Below are 21,657 nucleotides of genomic sequence, written 5' to 3'. Positions count from 1 at the left end.
CGATCTCGGTGAACCCATTCGCGAGCAAGCCCGCTCCCACATTGGATTGTTGTCGAACACAAAATCTGTGTTCACTGAGGATCTACTGTGGGAGCGGGCTTGCTCGCGAAGACGGCAGCAGGTTCACCACCACTCTTACGCCAGCACCCGCTCCAGCGTCCGCGTCACCCCAACATCGCGCAAGCTGTTACAGCACCACTCGAACGCAGCGACAAACTCCGGAGAGCGCGGTATCGCCGTCCCAAAGATTTCCTCCACTTCCAACAACCGCTGCGTGATCAACACATCATCGGCCACCAGTGCCTGACAGAACGCCGCCCGTGGATCCGGAATTGCATAGGTCTGGCCATTCTCATCCACGCCTTTGAGGTACAGCGCCCACGCCGCGACCACCAGCGCCGCACGTTTGGTCTCCTGCCCGTCGGCAATCAAGCGATTGATCGTCGGCACAGTGAACTTCGGAAACTTCGACGAGCCATCCGAACATACGCGCTCCAGCTGATCGGCAATCGCCTGGTTGGAGAAGCGCGCCACCAGGGTGTTTTTGTATTCAGTCAGGTCGATCCCCGGCACCGGCGCCAGTTGCGGCGTCACGTCCAGGTCCATGTAGGCGCGCATGTAGCGCACGAACAGCGGGTCGTTCATGGTTTCGTGAACGAAGCGGTAACCCTTCAAAAAGCCCAGATAGGTCAAGGCCAGATGGCTGCCGTTGAGCAGTTTGATCTTCATCTCTTCGTAAGGCGTGACGTCATCGGTGAACTGCACGCCGACCTTTTCCCAGGCCGGGCGACCGTTGACGAATTTGTCTTCCAGCACCCATTGCACAAACGGTTCGCAGACCACCGGCCAAGCGTCATCGACCGCATGTTTGTCGGCCAGTTGCAGACGATGCTCGGTGCTGGTCATCGGCGTGATGCGGTCGACCATTGCATTAGGGAAACTGACATGGCGCTCGATCCAGTCGCGCAGATCGGCATCGCGCAGGGCGGCGAATGCCAGCAGGGCTTTACGGGTCACGGCGCCGTTGTGCGGCAGGTTATCGCAAGACATCAGCGTGAACGCGGGCGTGCCGGCTGCACGACGTTTGGCCAGTGCGGCGCAGAGGAAACCGAATACAGTCTTTGGCGCGTTCGGGTGAGCCAGGTCGTGCTGGATCTGCGGCAGGTGCGCCATGAACTCGCCGTTGCTGTCGTCGATGCAATAGCCGCCTTCTGTGATGGTCAGCGAGACGATGCGGATATCTGGATGGGCGAGTTTGTCGATCAGCACTTCGGCGCTGTCTTCGGCCAGCAGCATGTCGCGGATGGCACCGATGACGCGGACTTCGGCGTCGTCGGCGTCGCCAAGTTCGAACAGGGTAAACAGATAATCCTGCTCTTTGAGATCGTCCCGGGCGCGGCGGTCTTCGGCGCGCAGGCCGACCCCGCAGATGGCCCAGTCCAGCGCTTGGCCGGTATTCATCAAGGCATCGGTGTAATACGCCTGATGCGCGCGGTGGAAGCCGCCAACGCCAATGTGCGCGATGCCTTGGCGGGTATCGCTCAGGGTGTAGGCGGGCAAGGCCACCTCGGGGGCGAGGCGGTTGAGGTTCTGTTTATTCAGTTTCATCGCATGCTCTCGGATCAGGCTGCGGCGCGCAGTGGACGGGTCAGCGCCACGCCGTCGGCATCGAATAAATGGCAGTGTTCGGCATCCAGGTGCAGGCTCAGGGTTTCGCCATAACGGCTGGCCAGATCGCCGCGAACGCGCATGGTCAGCGCTTCGCCGGATGACGTCAGGACGTGGCAGAAAGTGTCGCTGCCCAAGCGTTCGCTGACGTCGGCAGTGACTTGCAGGGTGCAGTCGCCAGGTTGCGCCAGTTCAAGATGTTCCGGACGAATCCCTAAAGTCACCGCACCGCCGACACTCAGATTCGCCCCGCTCAGCGGCAGGGTAATGCGGGTGCCGGCGTCTAACAGCACTTCGCAGCTTGGGCCGTTAACGCGGGTGATTTTGCCCTTTAGGAAGCCCATTTTCGGCGTGCCGAGGAAGCCTGCGACAAACAGGTTGGCCGGCTGGTGATACAGGTCCAGTGGCGAACCGACTTGCTCGATCTTGCCGCCATTGAGGACGACGACTTTGTCGGCCATGGTCATCGCTTCGACCTGGTCGTGGGTCACGTAGATCATCGTGGCTTGCAGTTCTTTGTGCAGGCGCAACAGTTCCAGGCGCATCTGCACCCGCAGGGCGGCGTCGAGGTTGGACAGCGGTTCATCGAACAGGAAAATTTTCGGGTTGCGCACGATCGCCCGGCCGATGGCCACGCGTTGACGCTGACCACCGGACAGTTGCTTGGGCTTGCGCTCCAGCATCGGCCCGAGTTCAAGGATGCGCGCCGCTTCGCCGACTTTTTTCTCGACTTCGGCTTTCGCTACACCGGCCAGGTCCAGCGCGAACGACATGTTTTTGCGCACGCTCATGTGTGGGTACAAGGCGTAGGTCTGGAACACCATCGCCAGGTCGCGTTTGGCCGGGCTGACTTCGGTGATGTCGCGGCCATCCAGTTCGATGGTGCCGCCGCTGACTTCTTCAAGGCCGGCGATCAGCCGCAGCAGGGTGGACTTGCCGCAGCCCGACGGGCCGACGAACACCACGAATTCCTTGTCATTCACTTCCAGGTCGATGCCTTTGATGATGGAAAAACCTTCGAAGCCTTTTTGCAGATTTTTGATTTTCAGGTTGGCCATGATGATGGGCCTCCGATTGTTGTTTTTTAAGATCAAAAGATCGCAGCCTTCGGCAGCTCCTACACGGAACGTCCGGCCGATGCGGTGCTCCTGTAGGAGCTGCCGCAGGCTGCGATCTTTTGCTTTTGATTTTTCATTTCACGGCGCCGAACGACAGGCCGCGGACCAATTGTTTCTGGCTGATCCAGCCGAAGATCAGGATCGGCGCACAGGCCAGGGTCGACACCGCCGATAACTTGGCCCAGAACAGACCTTCGGGGCTTGAGTACGAGGCGATCAACGCGGTCAGTGGCGCGGCCTGGGACGAGGTCAGGTTCAGCGACCAGAACGCCTCGTTCCAGCACAGGATCAGCGACAGCAGAACCGTGGAAGCCAGGCCGCCCTTGGCGATCGGCAGCAACACCCGGACCATTTCCTGCCACAGCGTTGCGCCATCCAGGCGTGCGGCTTCGAGGATGTCCTTGGGGATGTCTTTGAAGTAGGTGTAAATCATCCAGACCACGATCGGCAGGTTGATCAGCGTGTAAATCACGATCAGCGCGATGCGCGTGTCCAGCAGGCCGAAACTCTTGGCCAGCAGGTAGATCGGCATCAGCACGCCCACTGGCGGCAGCATCTTGGTCGAGAGCATCCACAGCAGGGTGCCTTTGGTGCGCTGGGTTTCGTAGAACGCCATGGAGTAGGCCGCCGGCACCGCGATCAGCAGGCACAGGGCCGTGGCGCTGAAGGAAATCACCACCGAGTTCCAGGCGAAGCTGAAGTAGTCGCTGCGCTCGTTGATGTGCAGGTAGTTCTCCAGCGTCGGTGTGAAGATGAACTGTGGCGGCGTGGCGAACGCATCGATTTCGGTTTTGAAACTGGTCAGCACCATCCAGAAGATCGGGAAGAAGATCAGGATCGCGATGGCCCAGGCCAGAGTGCCGAGCAGCAGGCTTTGCAGGCGGCGGGATTGTTGAAGAGTCATGGCGCAGGCCTCAGGCTTTGTCTGTCAGGTTTTTGCCGATCATTCGCACCAGCACGATGGCCGCAACGTTGGCAATCAACACCGCGATCAAACCACCGGCGGACGCCATGCCGACGTCGAACTGCACCAGCGCCTGGTTGTAGATCAGGTAGGCGAGGTTGGTCGAGGCGTAGCCGGGGCCACCGTTGGTGGTGGTGAAGATTTCGGCGAACACCGACAGCAGGAAGATGGTTTCGATCATCACCACCACCGCAATCGGCCGGGCCAGGTGTGGCAGGGTCAGGTGCCAGAAGATCGCGACCGGACCGGCACCGTCCAGGCGCGCTGCTTCTTTCTGTTCCTGATCGAGGGACTGCATGGCAGTCATCAGGATCAGGATCGCGAAGGGCAGCCATTGCCACGAGACAATGATGATGATCGACAGCAGCGGGTAGTGCGCCAGCCAGTCCACCGGTTGCGCGCCGAACAGTTTCCAGATGTAGGCGAGAATCCCCGAGACCGGATGGAAGATCAGGTTTTTCCAGATCAGCGCACCGACGGTGGGCATGATGAAGAACGGCGAGATCAACATCACCCGCACGATGCCGCGACCGAGAAACTCACTGGCCTCCAGCAACGCACTGATCAATACGCCGAACACCACGCTGATCAGCAATACACTGCCCACCAGCAACAGGGTGTTGGTGGCGCCGGGCAGAAAGCCTGAGTCACTCAAAAAGTAGCTGAAGTTTTCCAGCCCCACGAACTGGTTTTCACCGGGGTAGAGCAGGTTGTAGCGGATCATTGAAAAATAGACGGTCATGCCCAGCGGCGCGATCATCCACAGCAGCAACAGCGCCACCGAGGGGCTGACCAGAAACCAGCCGGGGTTGGTCAACCGGCTTTTACGGACCGGTTGGGCAATGTCCATGTGAGCTTTGACAGTTGAAATATTCATGGCGTTAAAACCGATTAAGAACAGACAAATGAAGATCCAATGTGGGAGCGGGCTTGCTCGCGAAAGCGGTGTATTAATCGCTGAAGATGCATCGGATGTACCGGCCTCTTCGCGAGCAAGCCCGCTCCCACAGTTGTTATTGCGCGGTTACTTTGGGATAACCGGCGCGCTTCATCTCACGTTCGGTGGTTGACTGGGCGGCGGTCAGGGCCTGGTCGACCGTGGTCTGGCCGATCAGCGCCGCCGAAAACAGCTTGCCGACCTGGGTGCCCACGGCCTGGAACTCAGGGATGGTCACCAACTGGATGCCGATGTAGGGCACGGGCTTGAGGGACGGTTTACTCGGGTCCGCAGCCTTCAGCGATTCCAGCGTCACCTTGGCGAACGGCGCGGCATTCATATAAGCCTCGGTGTAGGTCGAGGCGCGAGTGCCTGGTGGCACGTTGGCGATGCCGTCTTTTTCCGCGACCAGCGCACCGTATTCCTTGGAGGTGGCCCAGGCGCTGAAGGTTTTCGCCGCGTCCTTGGCCTTGGAACTGGTCGGAATGGCCAGTGCCCAGGAATACAACCAGGCCGAACCTTTGTCGGTGGTTTCATGCGGTGCGTAGGTGAAGCCGACGTGATCGCTGACCTTGCTTTGGGTCTTGTCGGTGACGAACGAACCGGCGACGCTGGCATCGACCCAGATCGCACATTTGCCGCTGTTGAACAGCGCCAGGTTTTCGTTGAAACCGTTGCTTGAGGCGCCCGGCGGGCCGGATTTCTTCATGGTGTCGACGTAGAAATTCAGCGCGTTTTTCCATTCGGGGCCGATGAATTCCGGTTTCCACTGCTCATCGAACCAGCGTGCGCCGTAAGCATTGGCGACGGTGGTGATCAGCGCCATGTTCTCGCCCCAGCCAGCCTTGCCACGCAGGCAGATGCCGTACTGCTCTTTATCCTTGTTGGTGAGTTTGCTGGCGAATTCGCCGATCTGAGTCCAGGTCGGGCGTTCGGGCATGGTCAGCCCGGCGTCCTTGAACAGGTCGGTGCGGTAATAGGTGATGGAGCTTTCCGCGTAGAACGGCAGGGCATAGAGCGTGCCCTTGACCGAAAGGCCTTCACGCACCGAAGGGAACACGTCGTCGAGGGCATAGCTGGCCGGCAAGTCTTTCATCGGTTCCAGCCAACCCTTGGCGCCCCAGAGTGCGGCTTCGTACATGCCGATGGTCAACACATCGAACTGCCCGCCCTGGGTGGCGATGTCGGTGGTCAGGCGTTGGCGCAGCACGTTTTCTTCGAGCACCACCCAATTGAGCTTGATCTCCGGATGCTCGGCCTCGAAGGTTTTCGAGAGTTTTTGCATGCGGATCATGTCGCTGTTGTTGACGGTGGCAATGGTCAGGGTCTGGGCGCCGAGGCTGACGCTACTGAGGGTCATGCAGGTGAGAGCAAGCAGAGCTTTTACAGAAGGTTGCATCGTGCACTCCTTTTCTGCACCCGGCGGGTACAGAAGGACAGTTATTGTTTTTGTGTCTTCCTGGGCAGGAAGAATGTGCACTGATTACAGCCTTCAATCGATGGGGTGACAAATCATCCATCGCACTGTGACCGATACTTTTTTGCACTGGGGTTCAATGCGAGAAGCGCAGAGGACGGTGTTTTAGCGGTTAACCCCGATTGAATCCGTACAGGTTTATACGGCCGAAATCAAAAGATCGCAGCCTTCGGCAGCTCCTACAGAATCACTCGATCCCTGTAGGAGCTGCCGAAGGCTGCGATCTTTTGATCCTGCTTTTAACCGTGGTTTTGCTCAGTCAAACGCTGCACCGCCAACCGCCGGTAGTGCGACGGCGTCATGCCCTTGAGCTGTTGAAAGCGCCGGTTGAAGTTGGAAATATTATTGAAGCCCGATTCGAAACACACATCGGTCACCGTTTTGTCGCCATCGGCCAGCAGCTCACAGGATTTGCTGATGCGCAGGCGATTGACGAACTCGATGAAGCAGCGCCCGGTGGCCTGTTTGAACACTCGGCTGAAGTAGGTCGGCTTCAGGCCCAGGTGCTCGGCGACTTCTTCCAGCGGCAGTTCCCGGGCGTAGTGGGCAAAGATGTAATCCACCGCCCGGTTGGTGCGGTCGATGTTGTGTTCATCGGCCAATTGCGGCGTCGTGGCACCGGACAGCAACTGATAGTCATCGGACGCCGCCAGCAACTCCAGCAGAATGAAAAAGTGCCCGAGCCGGGTCATGCCCCGGGTGTCGGCGATGCGCTGCATCAAGGTCATGGCCTGGCGGATCGTGCGCTTGCAGCGAAACTCGATGCCGTACTGCGCGCGCTCCAGCAAGGGTGCAAGCGTCTTGAGTTCGGCGAACACCTGATGACCGCTTTCAAACAGTTCGTCAGTGAAATTGACCAGCATGTCGCGCTTGGGCACCACTTCGTCTTCGGCCACCTGGCTGATCCAGTTGTGGGGCAGGTTGGGACCGGTCAGGAACAGCGTTTCCGGGTAGAAGTTACCGATGTAGTCACCGATGAACACCTTGCCGGAGCTGGCGACGATCAGGTGCAGCTCGTATTCCTTGTGGAAATGCCAGCGCACCAAAGGGCACGGGAAGCCGTGCTGACGATAGATGATGGACAACCCGTTATGGTCGTCCATCAATTCGTAGGAAGGATCGGTAACTCTGGCTGGTCGGCTCATGTCAGGGCACTTTTATTGTTATCGCCCGTTGATCATGCCTCTTTCCAGGCTCTCTGTACCAGCCCGTGACGTTGACCGTTCAGGACCGGTGATGCAACGAACGGCCATAGATGGCTTTCATGCCGGAGGCGATGCAGCAGTAGCGGACATGGTCAACTGATAACGCGGCTGTGTGAAAGTTTATTCGATTCGATTGTTCGCTTTTATCACGCTGGCGGTTCGACAATCAGAAACCAGTTTTGATTAAAAACAATCACTATTGGTTTCGATTCTTTGCCTCGATCCACTGGGCCATGTACTGAGTGCTTTTGTGATGATGATGGCGCAACATGCTGCCGGTAAAGTTATCCCTTCTAAGTTGTGTCAGATGTTGCTGGCAATACAACAACTTCTCGATCAGCGCCGGGCCATGTACCGCGGGCTGATAGCGATCGGCTAATAATTGCTGGCCATGGGATTGGGCGCTCATCCAGAGCTCTTTGTCTTTATAAAGACGAACCGCACCATCGGCGAACTCACGCGCGGTTCGGGTCACGGCGCCTGGCCACGGCTGTTCGCGGTGCATCGCTTCTGCGCCAATCGGGGTAGTGACATTGGGCGTGCCACACAGCATGGCGTCGACAATCTTGCCTTTGATACCCGCACCAAAGCGTAACGGCGCCAGGCATACCCGCGCCGCGGACATGACTTGCAATGCATCTTCTGCCCAGTTCATCACATGAAACCCTTGGGCCGCATTGTGCAGGGCGGTGGCTTTGGGCGGCGTATAGGCGCCATAGATATGCAGTTGCGCCTCTGGCAACTGCGCACGGATCAGCGGCCAGATCGTGGTTTTCATCCAGAGCACGGCATCCCAGTTGGGCGCGTGGCGGAAGTTACCGATACTGAGGAAATGCGCACGGTCTTCAAAGGCTGGCGATGCGGTGGCCAGCGGTTCGACCATCAACGGGCACCAGTGCAGCAGTTGTTGCGGTAACCCGAACTGCTCGACCAGCAATTCAATCTCCACTTCGGAGATCATCAAGTTCAAGTCGCAGCGATACAGCGCGGCGATCTCCCGTTTCGCCAGGTCGGTATCGGCCATGAGCTCGAACTCTTCACGCAATGCCGGGGCGAACAACTCGCTGAAATCGTTGGCGTCGTCACTGGCCTTCAAGCGCTCCTTGAGCCGCTGGTGCCGGGCATGCCGCAGGCTTTGCAGGTCTGAAGTCTCCAGTACGCGCAAGGCGTCGGGGCAGTGTTTCTCTACTCGCCAGCCGAACTGTTCCTCCATCATGAACTGGTCGAACAACACGATATCCGGGGCCAGTTCGCTGACAAAGGTGTCGAAACTGCTGCTGTTCAACTCGATCGGCACTTCGCGGATGCCCAGCTCGGTCAGATCGGCCTTGTGCTCGCCGGGGCCGGCGGGACTGCTGAAGGTGATATCCCAGCCTTGCTGCAAGAACGTTTCGAGGATCTGCATCACATGCCCACTGGCCGCAGAAGAGCGGGGCTCGGGCCAGACGTATCCGATGACTAGGACTTTGGTGATGGGCGGGGGGGGCATGAAGGTGGATCCTTTGCGGCAAGCGATAGGGCGAAAAGGGCGCAATTAAACCACAGCGCTGGGTAATTTTATTCCTGCGTGGAATCACACGACGGTGTGAATTTTTCAAGCAACCAATGACAAGGGACTATTCATTATTCCTGGACAGCCCAGAGTTCACCTCTCGCCTGGCCATGCCGAGTCGCTGTCGCCGGTTGCGAGCAGTAACGTTCTTTACTGTCATTGCATGCAGGTCAAAAAATATAACTAAGGTTTTTGGTTGCGTTGTAAATATTAATAACATATCTACGGTTTGTTATTTAGTTGGGGATGATTACGCTTGTGCCTGGCTTGCAGTAATGGAAAAGTGCAGTTCGTGCTTTGTTGCTGCTCGCAGGAATACGTTATGAAAATGGAGTTGCCTGGTATTTACGATAATGCCGAAGATCAATACTCGCTTCTATGGCTGCTGGCCCCCCTAAGTGATGTGGAGGAGGAAGAGCCTGTGCCAATCGCGAAAACCAGAACATTCGAAATCAGTTCGCTCGATGACAGAGATGTCGATGGTGTTAATGTGAAAGAACTGAGTGATGAAATATTGCATGGCTGTTCGGTCGTCGCTGACCCCGCCAGCTTTGATCCTGCCTATTTTATTCGTGATCGCATTAATGAGGCGGTGCAAGCGTTAGTGCCTGACGAAAAAAACAGGTCGCGGATAAGTCATGATTCAAAAGTGACGATTAAATATATAGAGGTTAAACAACCCAATCGCAGTGACATGCTTAAAGCCGAAAAGGATCCCGCCAACTGGAAGGAGCGAACATTTACATTGGCAGAACTATGCACCGGCTATCATTATCGTGTGCTGAAAGACAGAGGGTACTCTGAAATACAATGGCCTTCCTATTATCCTGCCAAGCTTGTAAAGACGTTGGAGGGGGCCGACTATCAGGCTGACTTCAAAAAGTATGTTGCCGAAAGCTTACAGCATCCTGCGGCGTACGCTTTTGGGCGACTGCTAAAAAAAGCCGAACTCAACAAGCTGGTCGTAGAGTTCATCAAGAGTGACGCTCGCTCAATGGAAGACAGGATGATTGCCTTTGAGTATCTCAGAGGCTTGATCCCTGCGCGCCTTCTTAACTTGCACAGCGACCCGGATCTTGAGGTCGATAATGCCGTGTTTATCGGGCGCAGCAATCTGGATCGCGGTGTGTTGTTTTTTCTGGGCGAAGACAGTGCGGCCATCGAATTTCCCGCCGGGCATGACGAGCGCGGAAGGTTTCTGGAAAACCATCCGGAACTGCAAAAGCGTCTGCTGAAGCGTGTTCCATTGAGCGCGCAACAAAAACCTTACGTCCGTGATTTCAAATATCGGGGAATGGAATTTCCCCCGTTCGCGACGCGCCCAAACTATCGAGAGATTGTATTTCGATCCAGCATTGACATTGGCAAAGACCTTTTCGACCGGCAGATCGAGCGAGCGTTGGCGGACATCGATACATTGGTATCAACCCACGCCGAGCGTATGACCGATATTGCGTTGGAAGTCGCCGGGTATCTGCTGCAATGCATTGCGTTCGCAGTTTCGATCCCTACCGGAGGAACGGCGGCTTTGGTGTCTGCACCGATTCGTATGCTGATTCCCTTCCTGTTGGGAATTGGGGCATCGGCAACTGATCTGATCCGTGCCGAAATCTCTGATGACCCTTCCGAGGCGGAACGTTTGAGGATCAACGCAGCGATCGGAGTTTTGTCTGAACTCGCCGGCCCCATTGCGGAAAAACTTTTGGGTAAAGCGCTTTCCATCGTGGCCAAGAAAAACATCAGCCGCCGAGTGCTTGAAACGCTTAAGCGCAGCAATAGACCCTCGTTGGTGCGCAGCCCCGCAGGCAGCATCAGCCATCAGTTGGCGAGTACTGCTGGCAAAGAAATACCGGATGCAGGCAAGGGGGTGCTCGTCGCAGGCTACCTGTCAGAGTTGGCGGGCGGGCCTAATGTGGCGCAGTCCCTTGCGACGAGCTCACAGGTGGTGAGACTTTCCGGGCCGGAAAAAGGTTTTGTCTATCAAGGTTTCGTGTTCCGCGGGGACACGCGCGACACGAAGATAATCTTTGAAAAAGGGTTTACTCAACGCACGCCAATCAGGGATCTCAAACAGGTTAACGGCTTCAAAGGTGGCTATGGAGGTGCTCACGATGCGCTCGATCTTGATGGCGCCGGGATTTCGACCTCGGCTTTTTACAAGAAAGACGGCGCAGGTGCCTTTGTCTACGGTGGCCAAAAAGGCGGCTACACCTATTTCGTCGATGCTCGTCAGTTGGAGGGATTCCATTTGTATGCCAATACCGAACTAGCGTTTCGCCCAAACTCCGGGTTGAAACAACTGCCGCCTTTGGAAATCAACTATGCCGTCGATCTACCGCCTGCCTTGATTCTCGGCGCCTATGACAAGGCCGGAACGTTCATTCCCAACCCCAAAGCGATCAATCGAGCGCTGATGGCGAGTGAGGTCAATCCATTGAAAGGCAGTGGTCGAGACCTGGGAAATAAATTCCGCCAGCCGCTGACTGATATCAACGGACTTGCTGGCGTCGATTTTGGTAACGAGGCGGTGGCCGAGCAGGAAGCAGTGCCGCCTGTGCCGCCTGTGCCAGACACTACCCCGACGCCTGCACGACTACCGGCTAAAGTGGATGCCAATGACATCGTCGCTTTCCGAGAGCGGCAGGAGGCTAAACGCAAACGCCCGAGTGCTTGAGTCGCGTTATTGGCCAGGCGACAAAATACCCTTGACCTTGTCCCGCAACTGATCGATAGAGAATGGCTTGCCGATGAGATACATGCCGTCTGGCACCTCGATGCTTTCGGCATAGCCGCTGGCGAACAGAATCGGCAATTCGGGACGCAGCATGCGTGCCTGCTTCGCCAGTTCCCGACCGTCCATGACCGGCAACCCTACATCCGTCATCATCAAGTCGATGTACTGGTCTTCATCATTGATGAACTCCAGCGCCGCTTCACAGCCATCCGCGGCAAGCACCTTGTATTCGAGCTCCTCCAGCACATCGACGATCAGCGTGCGCACGATGGCATCGTCTTCGACGACTAGAATGGTGGAGGGGTCAGCGGACATAGTGGGGCTCTCAAAGGTTGAATTCGCGGTTGCCGGACAATCGAAACCGCCGGGTTCTTGCGTGATTGAGTGATGAATCACGACAGGTTCCCGACGCGTTACAAAGACAATAGCCGCACAAGAGCCACAGAGAATAACCGCTCCTTTGTCCCAGAGCAGCTAAATGCAGGTTTTTGCCGCAAAACATGTCAGAAAAATGGATGGCCCCGGCCGTTTTGGGGCAGACTCGATGCTTTTCAACAGTACGACAAGGCTTCCCCATGACCTCTGCGTCCTCGGTTGATGAGCAACGATTCCGTAAACTCCTGAGCCGCAACGTCAGCCTGCCGCTGGGTGTCGGCGTCATCAGTGCGGTTTTCTTCGTTTCGCTGATCACCTACCTGCTGTCGGTGATTCAGTGGGTCCAGCACACCGACCGGGTGATCAATAATGCCAATGAGGCGATAAAGCTGACCGTCGATCTGGAAACCGGCATGCGTGGGTTCCTGCTCAGTGGCGACGAACATTTCCTCGATCCCTACGAGACGGCCAAGCCCAGAATCGCCGTCGCGCTCAATACCTTGCTTGAATTGACCGCCGACAATCCGGTCCAGACCGATCGTCTGCGCCGGCTCCAGGCCTTGCAGACAGAATGGGCCAATTACGCGCAATCGATGATCGATCTGCAGCGCGCCAGCGGTGACTACCGTGGCGTCGTCAAGGCCGGACGCGGCAAACGGCTGACCGATGAGATCCGCAAGCAGTTCGAAGACGTTATCGACCTGGAGCAGCAGTTGCGTGCCACTCGTAACGAGGAAGTGCGCCGCACCACGATCTGGAGCATCGCCCTTTATCTGCTGTTCGTGGCCGCTATCAGCGGGTTGCTGGCCTACATTGGCCGTCGGGACTTGCTCAAACTGTCGCAAAGTTACAGCACCAATCTCGCCGGACAACAGGCCAGTGCCCGGCGCCTGGAACAGCAAGCCTGGTTACGTAACGGCCAGACCGAACTGGCCGAGCAAGTCCTGGGGCAGCTATCTCTCAATGTGTTGGGGCGCAACATTTTGCAGTTCTGTGCCCAATATTTAGGCACGGCTGTCGCGGCGATCTATGTCCGTGAGGATCATGGTGGCCTGAAGCGTATCGCGTCTTACGGTTTCTCCCGGGAACAGGAAGCGCTTGAACAGCTGATCTACAGTGGCGAAGGGATTGTCGGCCAGGTGGCGCAACAGGCGCGTTTGATTCGTCTGGATAACGTTCCCGGCGACTACTTCAAAGTCAGCTCCGGCCTGGGCGAAGGTTTACCGCACAGCGTGCTGGTGGTGCCGACCAGCGACGACGATCGGGTCAATGGTGTGATCGAACTGGGGTTCCTGCGCCCGCTGTCGGATCGCGATGTCGAACTGCTCGAATTGATTGCCGGTAACATCGGCACCTCGATCGAGGCCGCCCGCTATCGCCAGCGCTTGCAGGAAGTGCTGGCCGAAGCCCAGCAACTCAACGAAGAGCTGCAAGTTCAGCAAGAAGAACTCAAGACCGCCAACGAGGAGCTGGAAGAGCAGTCGCGGATTCTCAAGGAATCCCAGACTCACTTGGAAACCCAGCAGGTAGCGCTGGAGCAAACCAACGAACAACTCGCCGAGCAGGGGCAGATCCTGGCCGCGCAACGCGATGCCATGGACCTGAAGAACACCGAACTGAATCTGGCTCAAGTTGAGCTCGAAGCGCGCGCCGAAGAATTGCAGCGCTCAAGCAAATACAAGTCCGAATTCCTCGCCAACATGTCCCACGAACTGCGCACGCCGCTGAACAGTTCATTGATTCTGGCCAAACTGCTGGCGGAAAACCCGCAGGAAAACCTCAGCGCCGAGCAGGTCAAGTTCGCCGAGTCGATCTATTCCGCTGGTAATGACTTGCTTAACCTGATCAACGACATTCTCGACATTTCCAAGGTCGAGGCCGGCAAGCTTGAGGTACGTCCGGAGAACACCAGTGTTGCGCGTCTGGTGGAAGGCCTGCGAGGCATGTTCCAGCCATTGGCTGCGCAAAAGAACCTGGATCTGCAGATCCAGTTGCAGGCCGATGCACCGCTGATGCTGCTCACCGATCGCCAGCGGCTGGAGCAAGTGATCAAGAATCTGCTGTCCAACGCGGTGAAGTTCACCGAAAAGGGCACCGTCAACCTGAGCGTCGCTGCTCAGCCGGGCAACGGCATCGCTTTTATTGTCCGCGATTCGGGCATCGGTATTGCGCCGGATCAGCAGGAAAGCATTTTCGAAGCCTTCCGTCAGGCCGATGGCACCATCAATCGTCGTTACGGCGGCACCGGCCTGGGTTTGTCGATTTCGCGTGATCTGGCCATCTTGTTGGGCGGCTCGATCAGTGTGACCAGTAGGCCTGGGCAGGGCAGTGTGTTCACCCTGGTGCTACCGCAGCAATACGTCGAGCCGGGCGACGGGCCTGTCGATGCGATGGAAGCCACGCCGGTTGTCATGCCCCCAAGCGCCATGGTTGCTGCGCCTGGGCCGCTGATTGCCGCCGTCGATATTCCGCGTTTCGACGATGATCGCAACAAGGCGCCATTCGCTACTCGCTGCATCCTGGTCGTGGAGGATGAGCCAAACTTTGCGCACATTCTTTACGATCTGGCCCATGAACTGGGTTACCAGTGCCTGGTGGCCCACGGCGCCGACGAAGGCTACGACCTGGCCATGCAGTTCCTCCCTGATGCGATTCTGCTGGACATGCGCCTGCCGGATCACTCCGGGCTGACGGTATTGCAGCGCCTGAAAGAACATGCCGAAACCCGGCACATCCCGGTGCACGTGATTTCGGTCGAAGACCGTGTCGAGGCGGCCATGCACATGGGCGCCATCGGTTATGCGGTCAAGCCCACCACCCGCGAGGAGCTCAAGGATGTATTTGCCCGCCTCGAAGCCAAACTGACGCAGAAGGTCAAACGGGTCTTGCTGGTTGAAGACGACGATGTGCAACGCGACAGCATCGCCCGGCTGATCGGCGACGAGGACATTGAAATCACCGCTGTCGGCCTGGCGCAGGATGCGCTGGACTTGCTGCGCACCACGATTTTCGACTGCATGATCATCGACCTGAAGCTGCCAGACATGCTCGGCAACGACTTGCTCAAACGCATGTCCACCGAGGATATCTGCTCGTTCCCGCCGGTGATCGTCTATACCGGACGTAACCTGACCCGGGACGAAGAGACCGAGCTGCGCAAGTATTCGCGTTCGATCATCATCAAGGGCGCGCGCTCGCCCGAGCGGTTGTTGGACGAAGTGACACTTTTTCTGCACAAGGTCGAATCCCGCTTGTCTCAGGAGCGTCAGACGATGCTCAAGATCGCCCGCAGCCGCGACAAGGTTTTCGAGGGCCGTAAAGTGCTGTTGGTGGACGACGATGTACGCAACATCTTCGCCCTCACCAGTGCATTGGAGCAAAAGGGCGCCGTCGTGGTCATTGGCCGCACCGGCCGTGAGGCGATCGAGAAATTGAATGAAGTCGAGGACATTGACCTGGTGCTGATGGACGTGATGATGCCGGAAATGGATGGTTTCGAAGCCACCCTCGAAATCCGCAAGGACCCGCGCTGGCGCAAGCTGCCGATCATTGCGGTGACGGCCAAGGCGATGAAGGACGATCAGGAGCGCTGCTTGCAGGCCGGTTCCAACGACTACCTGGCCAAGCCTATCGACCTGGACCGCCTGTTCTCTTTGATTCGTGTGTGGTTACCGAAGATGGAACGAATCTAGTGGAGCGCGGCACCGACATCGAATTGCGCTTATTGATCGAGGCGATCTACCTCAAGTACAGCTACGATTTTCGCGATTACTCCAGCGCGTCGATCAAACGCCGGGTCAATCACGCCTTGAGTCAGTTCGAGTGCAAAACCATCTCGGCGCTGCAAGAGAAGGTTCTGCATGATCCGTCCGCGTTCATGCAATTGCTGCAATTGCTGACGATTCCGGTCAGTGAAATGTTCCGCGACCCTTCGCATTTCCTGGCGCTACGTCAGGAAGTGGTGCCACTGCTCAAGACTTATCCGTCGATCAAGGTCTGGATCGCCGGTTGCAGCACTGGTGAAGAGGTCTATTCGATGGCGATTCTGCTGCGCGAAGAAGGCCTGCTGGATCGCACCATCCTCTATGCCACCGACATCAACCCGCACTCGCTGGATAAAGCGCGGCAAGGGATTTTCTCCCTGGAGAACGTCCGGGCCTACACTCACAACTACCAGCAGGCCGGTGGTCAGCGGTCGTTCGCCGATTACTACACGGCGGCCTATGGTTATGCGATTTTCGACAAGAGCCTGTGCGACAACGTGACCTTCGCCGATCACAGCCTGGCCACCGACAGTGTGTTCTCGGAAACTCAATTAATTTCATGTCGTAATGTATTGATTTATTTCAATAAAAAGCTTCAGGGTCGTGCATTGGGCTTGTTTCACGAATCGCTGTGTCATCGGGGTTTTCTGGCACTGGGCAGTAAGGAAACCCTGGATTTCTCGGCCTATGGCAATCAATTTGAAGCATTGGTCAAACCAGAACGGATCTATCGCAAATCATGAATAGGGCAGTGCTGGATACTCATCGGCTGGATCTTCGCGGCATTGGCCGTCTGTTTGTCGAGCTGGAACGAATCGCATGTTAAGTAATGTCCTGGCCAAATTACTGATCGTCGACGACCTGCCGGAAAACCTTCTGGCGCTCGATGCATTGATCAGGCGTGAAGACCGTATCGTCTACAAAGCCCTGTCCGCCGACGAAGCCTTGTCGCTGTTGCTGCAGCATGAATTCGCCATGGCCATTCTTGATGTGCAGATGCCCGGCATGAACGGCTTCGAGCTGGCCGAGTTGATGCGCGGCACGGAAAAAACCAAAAACATCCCGATTGTGTTCGTCAGCGCCGCCGGCCGCGAGCTTAATTACGCGTTCAAGGGCTATGAAAGCGGTGCGGTAGACTTCTTGCACAAGCCGCTGGATGTTCATGCGGTCAAGAGCAAGGTCAATGTCTTCGTCGACCTGTATCGCCAGAGCAAAGCGATGAAGCATCAGGTCGAAGCGCTGGAGCAAAGTCGACGGGAGCAGGAGGCGCTGCTCAAACAGTTGCAGAACACCCAGAATGAGCTGGAGCAGGCGGTGCGCATGCGTGATGACTTCATGTCTATCGTGGCCCACGAAGTCCGTACGCCGCTCAATGGCCTGATTCTCGAAACCCAGTTGCGTAAAATGCACCTGGCCCGCAATAACGCCGCGGCATTCACGCTGGACAAGATGCACGCCATGGTCGACCGCGACGAGCGGCAGATCAAAAGCCTGATCCGCCTGATCGAAGACATGCTCGATGTGTCGCGGATCCGCACCGGCAAGCTGTCGATCCGCCCCAGTCGGTTTGACCTTGTACAACTGGTGAACAATCTTCTGCAAAACTTTGCCCCGCAGGTCGAGGCCGCAGAGTCGTCGGTGACCTTGACGGCCGAGCAGCCGGTGATGGGGCACTGGGACGAATTCCGTATCGAACAAGTGGTCTCCAACTTGTTGACCAATGCGCTGCGTTATGGCGCCAAGAGCCTGATCGACGTACGCGTGTACAATCAGGACGGGCAAGCGTGGGTTGAGGTTCAGGATCGCGGTATCGGGATCAGTGAAGAGGATCAGCAGCGCATTTTTCAGCAGTTCGAACGGGTTTGCGCCAAGGCCGTTGTAGCGGGACTGGGCCTTGGGTTATTTATTTCGGAGCAGATTGTCGCCGCCCACGGTGGCTCCATCACCGTCGAGAGCCGGATTGGCGAAGGCGCCTTGTTTCGCGTTTGTCTGCCGCTGCAGGAAAACAGCCCGATTAACGCAACCTCTGAGTGACCGCACGGTCGTATCAGCAGCTATTGACCGAACAAAGGCTTTCCATGAGTGAAGATGCACAAGATGTGGTACTGATCGTCGAGGATGACCCTTCGATCTTGATGGTGCTGTCTGCTTACTTGTCGGGTGAGGGGTACCGGGTGCTGCAAGCCGAAAACGGCGAGCAGGCCTTTGAAATTCTGGCGAGCAAGCCGCATCTGGACATGATGATCACCGACTTCCGCTTACCGGGGGGAATCACTGGCGTGCAGATCGCCGAACCCGCCGTGAAGCTGCGACCGGAGCTCAAGGTCATTTTCATCAGCGGCTACCCGCAGGAAATTCGCGAGACCGACAGCCCGATCACCCGCAAAGCGCCGATCCTGGGCAAGCCGTTCGATCTGGATGTGCTGCAACAGATTATGCAGGACATGCTGTCCTGAAGACGGCGGGCCCCCGTAGGAGCTGCCGCAGGCTGCGATCTTTTGATCTTTTGATCTTTTGATCTTTTTGCGCTTGCGCGACGGCCCAGGATCAAAAGATCGCAGCCTTCGGCAGCTCCTACACGAGAATCTCTCAGATTCTGATCATCTCCCGCACCTTCGCCGTCAACAAATCGAAGGTGAACGGCTTGGTGATCATCTGCATGCCGGGGTCAAGAAAGCCACCGCGCACGGCGGCGTGTTCGGCATACCCGGTGATGAACAATACCTTGAGATCAGGCCGATACTGCCGGCCGATTTCCGCCAGTTGCCGGCCGTTCATGCCCGGCAGCCCCACGTCGCTGATCAACAGGTCGATTCGCTGACCGGAGTCGAGAATCGGCACGGCGCTGTCGGCGTCGCACGCTTCAACAAAGGCGTAGCCCAATTCACTCAATACGGCACTGACCAGAACTCGCACGGCGGGATCGTCCTCGACGATCAGCACGGTTTCGCCGTCTCGGGCGTAAGGAGCGTGTTGGGCATCGATTTGGGTGTCCTGGACCAATTCGCCGCTGAAACGCGGCAAAAACAGACTGACCGTGGTGCCTTTTCCGACTTCACTGTGAATGCTCGCATGGCCGCCGGACTGCTTGCTGAAACCGTAAATCATCGACAACCCCAGGCCCGTGCCCTGGCCAATGGGTTTGGTCGTGAAGAAGGGATCAAAGGCCCGGTTGATGGTGCTTTGCGGCATGCCGTAACCGGTATCGGTGACGCTCAGGACGATGTAATCGCCCGGTTGCAGATTGCTGTGTGCCGCGGTGAACCCTGTATCCAGATGCTGATTGGAGGTTTTGACCAGCAGCTTTCCGCCGTCGGGCATGGCATCCCGGGCGTTGAGCACCAGGTTGAGCAGGGCGCTTTCGAGTTGGTTGGGGTCTGCCTCGGCGACCCACAGTTGCTCGTCCAGCTGCATTTCCAGGTGAATGCTCTCGTTGATGCTGCGTAGCAACAGCTCGCCCATGGACACCACAAGGGTGTTCATCTGCACCGGTTTTGAATCCAGCGACTGACGCCGAGAGAACGCTAGCAGACGATGCGTCAGGCCCGCCGCGCGGTTGGCGGAGGTCACTCCAAGATCGATCAGACTGTCCAGGTCTTCGGTGCGTCCGCGCGCCAGGCGTCGACGCAGCAGTTCCAGGCTGCCGATGATGCCGGTCAGCATATTGTTGAAGTCGTGGGCAATGCCGCCGGTGAGTTGGCCGACCGCTTCCATTTTCTGCGACTGCCTGAGGACCTCCTCGTTGAGGCGCAGTTGTGCGGTGCGTTCCTCGACCTGTTGCTCGAGGGTTTCCAGCGTGTTTTGCAGGCGCAGTTCACTTTGGCTCAGATCAATCAACCGGTCCCTGGCTTCATACTGCCGTCGTCGCCCGCGCAACGCCGTGGTGACCAGGCTGATCAGCGTGACCGGATGGAACGGGCGCTCAAGGAAAGTCACGTTGCCCAACTGCGAACCGAGTCGCGACGCAGGGTTCTGCTCCGGGCCACCGTGGTGGGTCAGCAGCACGATCGGCAGATCCGACCACGCCGGTTGCTGTTCGATCAGACCCAGCAGCGGTTCAAGGTCGGCGCCCAATAAGGCCTCGGAAGCAATCACCAGCAGGCCGGCACCTAGCGACAGCTCATTGCACAACGCGCCCAGATCCCGGGTGATGACCCCGTCGACCCCTGCCTCGTTGAGCATCATCAGCGCGATCTGGCTGTCGCGTCCCAACGGCGCAAGAATGATCGCACGCTCGGACATTGCCTCCATGACCGTCACTGGGCATCTTCCTCAAGCAGCGGATTGCTCGCGCCCAGGTAAGTGGGCACGCCACGCAATACACCCTGGAATGCATCCAGTGGTTTACCGATGGTCATGCCCTGGCTGCTGATGCGGTATTCGCGGATGGTCGATTCGTGGCTGCCGGTACGTTTTTTGATGATCGAGATCGCTCGGCGTACCTTGCCCAGGGCTTCGAAGTAGCGCAGCAGAATGACCGTGTCGGCGAGATAGGTAATGTCGACGGGGGCCTGCATGTCACCGACCAGCCCATGCTGGGCGACGGTCATGAATGTCGCGGCGCCTTGGCGATTGAGGTACAGCAGCAACTCGTGCATGTGCAGCACCAGCGCATTTTCCTCGGGCATCGCCGCCTGATAGCCGTTGATACTGTCGATCACCACGGTTTTGATATTGCGTTCATCAACACAACGACGAACCCGGTAGGAGAACTCGCCGGGGGACAATTCGGCGGCGTCCACTTGCTCGATCAGCAAGTTGCCGGTGTCTTCCAGTGCCTTCAGGTCGATGCCGATGTTTTTCATCCGCTCGAACAGCAGCCCCAACTCTTCATCGAAAATGAACAACGCAGCCTTTTCGCCACGGGCCACTGCCGCAGCGGCGAAGATCATCGAGATCAGGGATTTGCCGGTACCGGCCGGGCCGAGGATCAGGGTGCTGGACCCCGTCTCGATACCGCCACCGAGCAGGGCATCCATTTCCGGGATGCCACTGGTCAATTGCTGGCGGATATAGCGCCCGCGATGTTCGGCCGCCACCAGGCGCGGGAAGACATGCACGCCGTCACCCATGATGGTGAAGTCATGGAAACCACCCCGGTACTTCTGGCCGCGATACTTCACCACGCGAATGCGCCGGCGTTCGGCGCCGTAGTTGGGCGTCAATTCTTCGAGACGAATCACCCCGTGGGCCACACTGTGCACGGTTTTGTCGAGGGCTTCGGTGGTCAGGTCATCCAGCAGTAGCACTGTGGCCTCGTAGCGCACGAAGTAATGCTTGATGGCCAGAATCTGTCGGCGGTAGCGCAAAGAGCTTTGGGCCAACAGGCGGATTTCGGACAGGCTGTCGACCACGACGCGGGTCGGTTTGACCCGTTCGACCGCCTCGAAAATCTGTTTGGTGGCTTCGCCCAGCTCCAGGTCCGAGGAATACAGCAGACTCTGCTGTTGCTCGGCATTGAGCAGGCTTTCCGGCGGCGTCAGCTCGAAGATGTGGATGTTCTCATCGAGCTCCCAGCCGTGGGACAACGCCCCTTGGCGCAGCTCGCGCTCGGTTTCCGACAGGGTGATGTACAACGAGCGCTCGCCGGCACGGGCGCCAGCCAGCAAAAAATGCAATGCGACGGTGGTTTTGCCGGTTCCGGGTTCACCCTCCAGCAAGAACACGTGGCCGCGGGACAATCCACCGGCCAGGATGTCATCCAGACCTTCAATGCCGGTGGCGGCTTTTGCACTGATCAACTCGTTAGATGTAGACAAGAAATGCCCTCTCATGACTAGGGGAAGCGAGGCAGCAGGCTTGACGTGCCTGAATGGACTGCCTGATCACTTGACCCTTCGCCGAGACGGCGGTTCAACCTTTT

15 protein-coding genes and 1 pseudogene are annotated in these 21,657 nt (G+C 57.5%); 6 read left to right on the top strand and 10 right to left on the bottom strand.

Features of this window, described 5'->3' with window-relative positions:
• Positions 1–135 precede the first annotated feature (135 nt).
• The 7 genes from PMI36_RS20555 to PMI36_RS20585 all read right to left on the bottom strand — a co-directional run bounded on the left by PMI36_RS20555 (position 136) and on the right by PMI36_RS20585 (position 8,858).
• The gene (locus tag PMI36_RS20555; RefSeq protein WP_008069959.1) at positions 136–1,608 is read right to left on the bottom strand and encodes a mannitol dehydrogenase family protein; all 1,473 of its coding nucleotides are present in this window, start codon (positions 1,606–1,608) and stop codon (positions 136–138) included.
• A gap of 14 nt (positions 1,609–1,622) precedes the next feature.
• On the bottom strand, positions 1,623–2,726 hold the full coding sequence (locus PMI36_RS20560) for an ABC transporter ATP-binding protein (protein ID WP_008069957.1): 1,104 nt from the start codon (positions 2,724–2,726) through the stop codon (positions 1,623–1,625).
• Between the two features lie 133 nt (positions 2,727–2,859).
• Positions 2,860–3,690, bottom strand: coding sequence for a carbohydrate ABC transporter permease (locus tag PMI36_RS20565; RefSeq protein WP_007905617.1), 831 nt, complete (start codon positions 3,688–3,690; stop codon positions 2,860–2,862).
• A 10-nt stretch (positions 3,691–3,700) separates the two neighbouring features.
• Entirely contained in the window at positions 3,701–4,627 is a 927-nt protein-coding gene (locus PMI36_RS20570) for a carbohydrate ABC transporter permease (protein ID WP_008069955.1), read from the bottom strand.
• Positions 4,628–4,763: 136 nt separating this feature from the next.
• Positions 4,764–6,086 (bottom strand): ABC transporter substrate-binding protein, encoded by a 1,323-nt coding sequence (locus tag PMI36_RS20575; RefSeq protein WP_008069954.1) that lies wholly within the window; start codon positions 6,084–6,086, stop codon positions 4,764–4,766.
• Between the two features lie 317 nt (positions 6,087–6,403).
• On the bottom strand, positions 6,404–7,309 hold the full coding sequence (locus PMI36_RS20580; protein WP_008069952.1) for an AraC family transcriptional regulator: 906 nt from the start codon (positions 7,307–7,309) through the stop codon (positions 6,404–6,406).
• Positions 7,310–7,565: 256 nt separating this feature from the next.
• Positions 7,566–8,858: a glycosyltransferase gene (locus PMI36_RS20585; protein WP_008069949.1), complete on the bottom strand. Its 1,293-nt coding sequence runs from the start codon at positions 8,856–8,858 to the stop codon at positions 7,566–7,568.
• 385 nt (positions 8,859–9,243) lie between these two features.
• Between PMI36_RS20585 and PMI36_RS20590 the strand changes: the two genes are divergently transcribed.
• Positions 9,244–11,595: a hypothetical protein gene (locus tag PMI36_RS20590; protein WP_008069947.1), complete on the top strand. Its 2,352-nt coding sequence runs from the start codon at positions 9,244–9,246 to the stop codon at positions 11,593–11,595.
• A gap of 6 nt (positions 11,596–11,601) precedes the next feature.
• Here PMI36_RS20590 and PMI36_RS20595 read toward each other — a convergent pair whose 3' ends face one another.
• Positions 11,602–11,970, bottom strand: coding sequence for a response regulator (locus tag PMI36_RS20595; RefSeq protein WP_008069945.1), 369 nt, complete (start codon positions 11,968–11,970; stop codon positions 11,602–11,604).
• Between the two features lie 260 nt (positions 11,971–12,230).
• On the opposite strand from PMI36_RS20595, the gene PMI36_RS20600 reads away from it, so the two are divergent.
• The 5 genes and pseudogenes from PMI36_RS20600 to PMI36_RS20615 all read left to right on the top strand — a co-directional run bounded on the left by PMI36_RS20600 (position 12,231) and on the right by PMI36_RS20615 (position 18,250).
• Positions 12,231–15,722 (top strand): response regulator, encoded by a 3,492-nt coding sequence (locus PMI36_RS20600; protein WP_008069943.1) that lies wholly within the window; start codon positions 12,231–12,233, stop codon positions 15,720–15,722.
• The gene (locus tag PMI36_RS20605) at positions 15,722–16,537 is read left to right on the top strand and encodes a CheR family methyltransferase (protein WP_008069942.1); all 816 of its coding nucleotides are present in this window, start codon (positions 15,722–15,724) and stop codon (positions 16,535–16,537) included. The genes PMI36_RS20600 and PMI36_RS20605 overlap by 1 nt, the downstream gene beginning before the upstream one ends.
• Positions 16,534–16,620: pseudogene (locus tag PMI36_RS32420) on the top strand (chemotaxis protein CheB); the annotation flags it as partial. The gene PMI36_RS20605 and the pseudogene PMI36_RS32420, both read left to right, overlap by 4 nt.
• Positions 16,614–17,828 carry a hybrid sensor histidine kinase/response regulator gene (locus PMI36_RS20610; protein WP_008069940.1) on the top strand — a complete coding sequence of 405 codons (1,215 nt, stop codon included), beginning with the start codon at positions 16,614–16,616 and terminating at the stop codon, positions 17,826–17,828. The pseudogene PMI36_RS32420 and the gene PMI36_RS20610, both read left to right, overlap by 7 nt.
• Before the next feature lie 44 nt (positions 17,829–17,872).
• Complete coding sequence (locus tag PMI36_RS20615; protein ID WP_008069938.1) at positions 17,873–18,250, top strand: response regulator; 378 nt, start codon at positions 17,873–17,875, stop codon at positions 18,248–18,250.
• Between the two features lie 133 nt (positions 18,251–18,383).
• Here PMI36_RS20615 and PMI36_RS20620 read toward each other — a convergent pair whose 3' ends face one another.
• Together PMI36_RS20620 and PMI36_RS20625 are read right to left on the bottom strand one after the other, a co-directional pair.
• Complete coding sequence (locus PMI36_RS20620; protein ID WP_443216688.1) at positions 18,384–20,045, bottom strand: ATP-binding protein; 1,662 nt, start codon at positions 20,043–20,045, stop codon at positions 18,384–18,386.
• A 5-nt stretch (positions 20,046–20,050) separates the two neighbouring features.
• Positions 20,051–21,553 carry an ATPase domain-containing protein gene (locus PMI36_RS20625; RefSeq protein WP_008069933.1) on the bottom strand — a complete coding sequence of 501 codons (1,503 nt, stop codon included), beginning with the start codon at positions 21,551–21,553 and terminating at the stop codon, positions 20,051–20,053.
• Positions 21,554–21,657 lie beyond the last annotated feature (104 nt).

Source organism: Pseudomonas sp. GM79, from assembly GCF_000282495.1.
In the GTDB taxonomy this organism is placed as follows: domain Bacteria; phylum Pseudomonadota; class Gammaproteobacteria; order Pseudomonadales; family Pseudomonadaceae; genus Aquipseudomonas.
The sequence above is the reverse complement of the archived record's forward strand: the minus strand, read 5'-3'. Positions and strand labels throughout refer to the sequence as shown.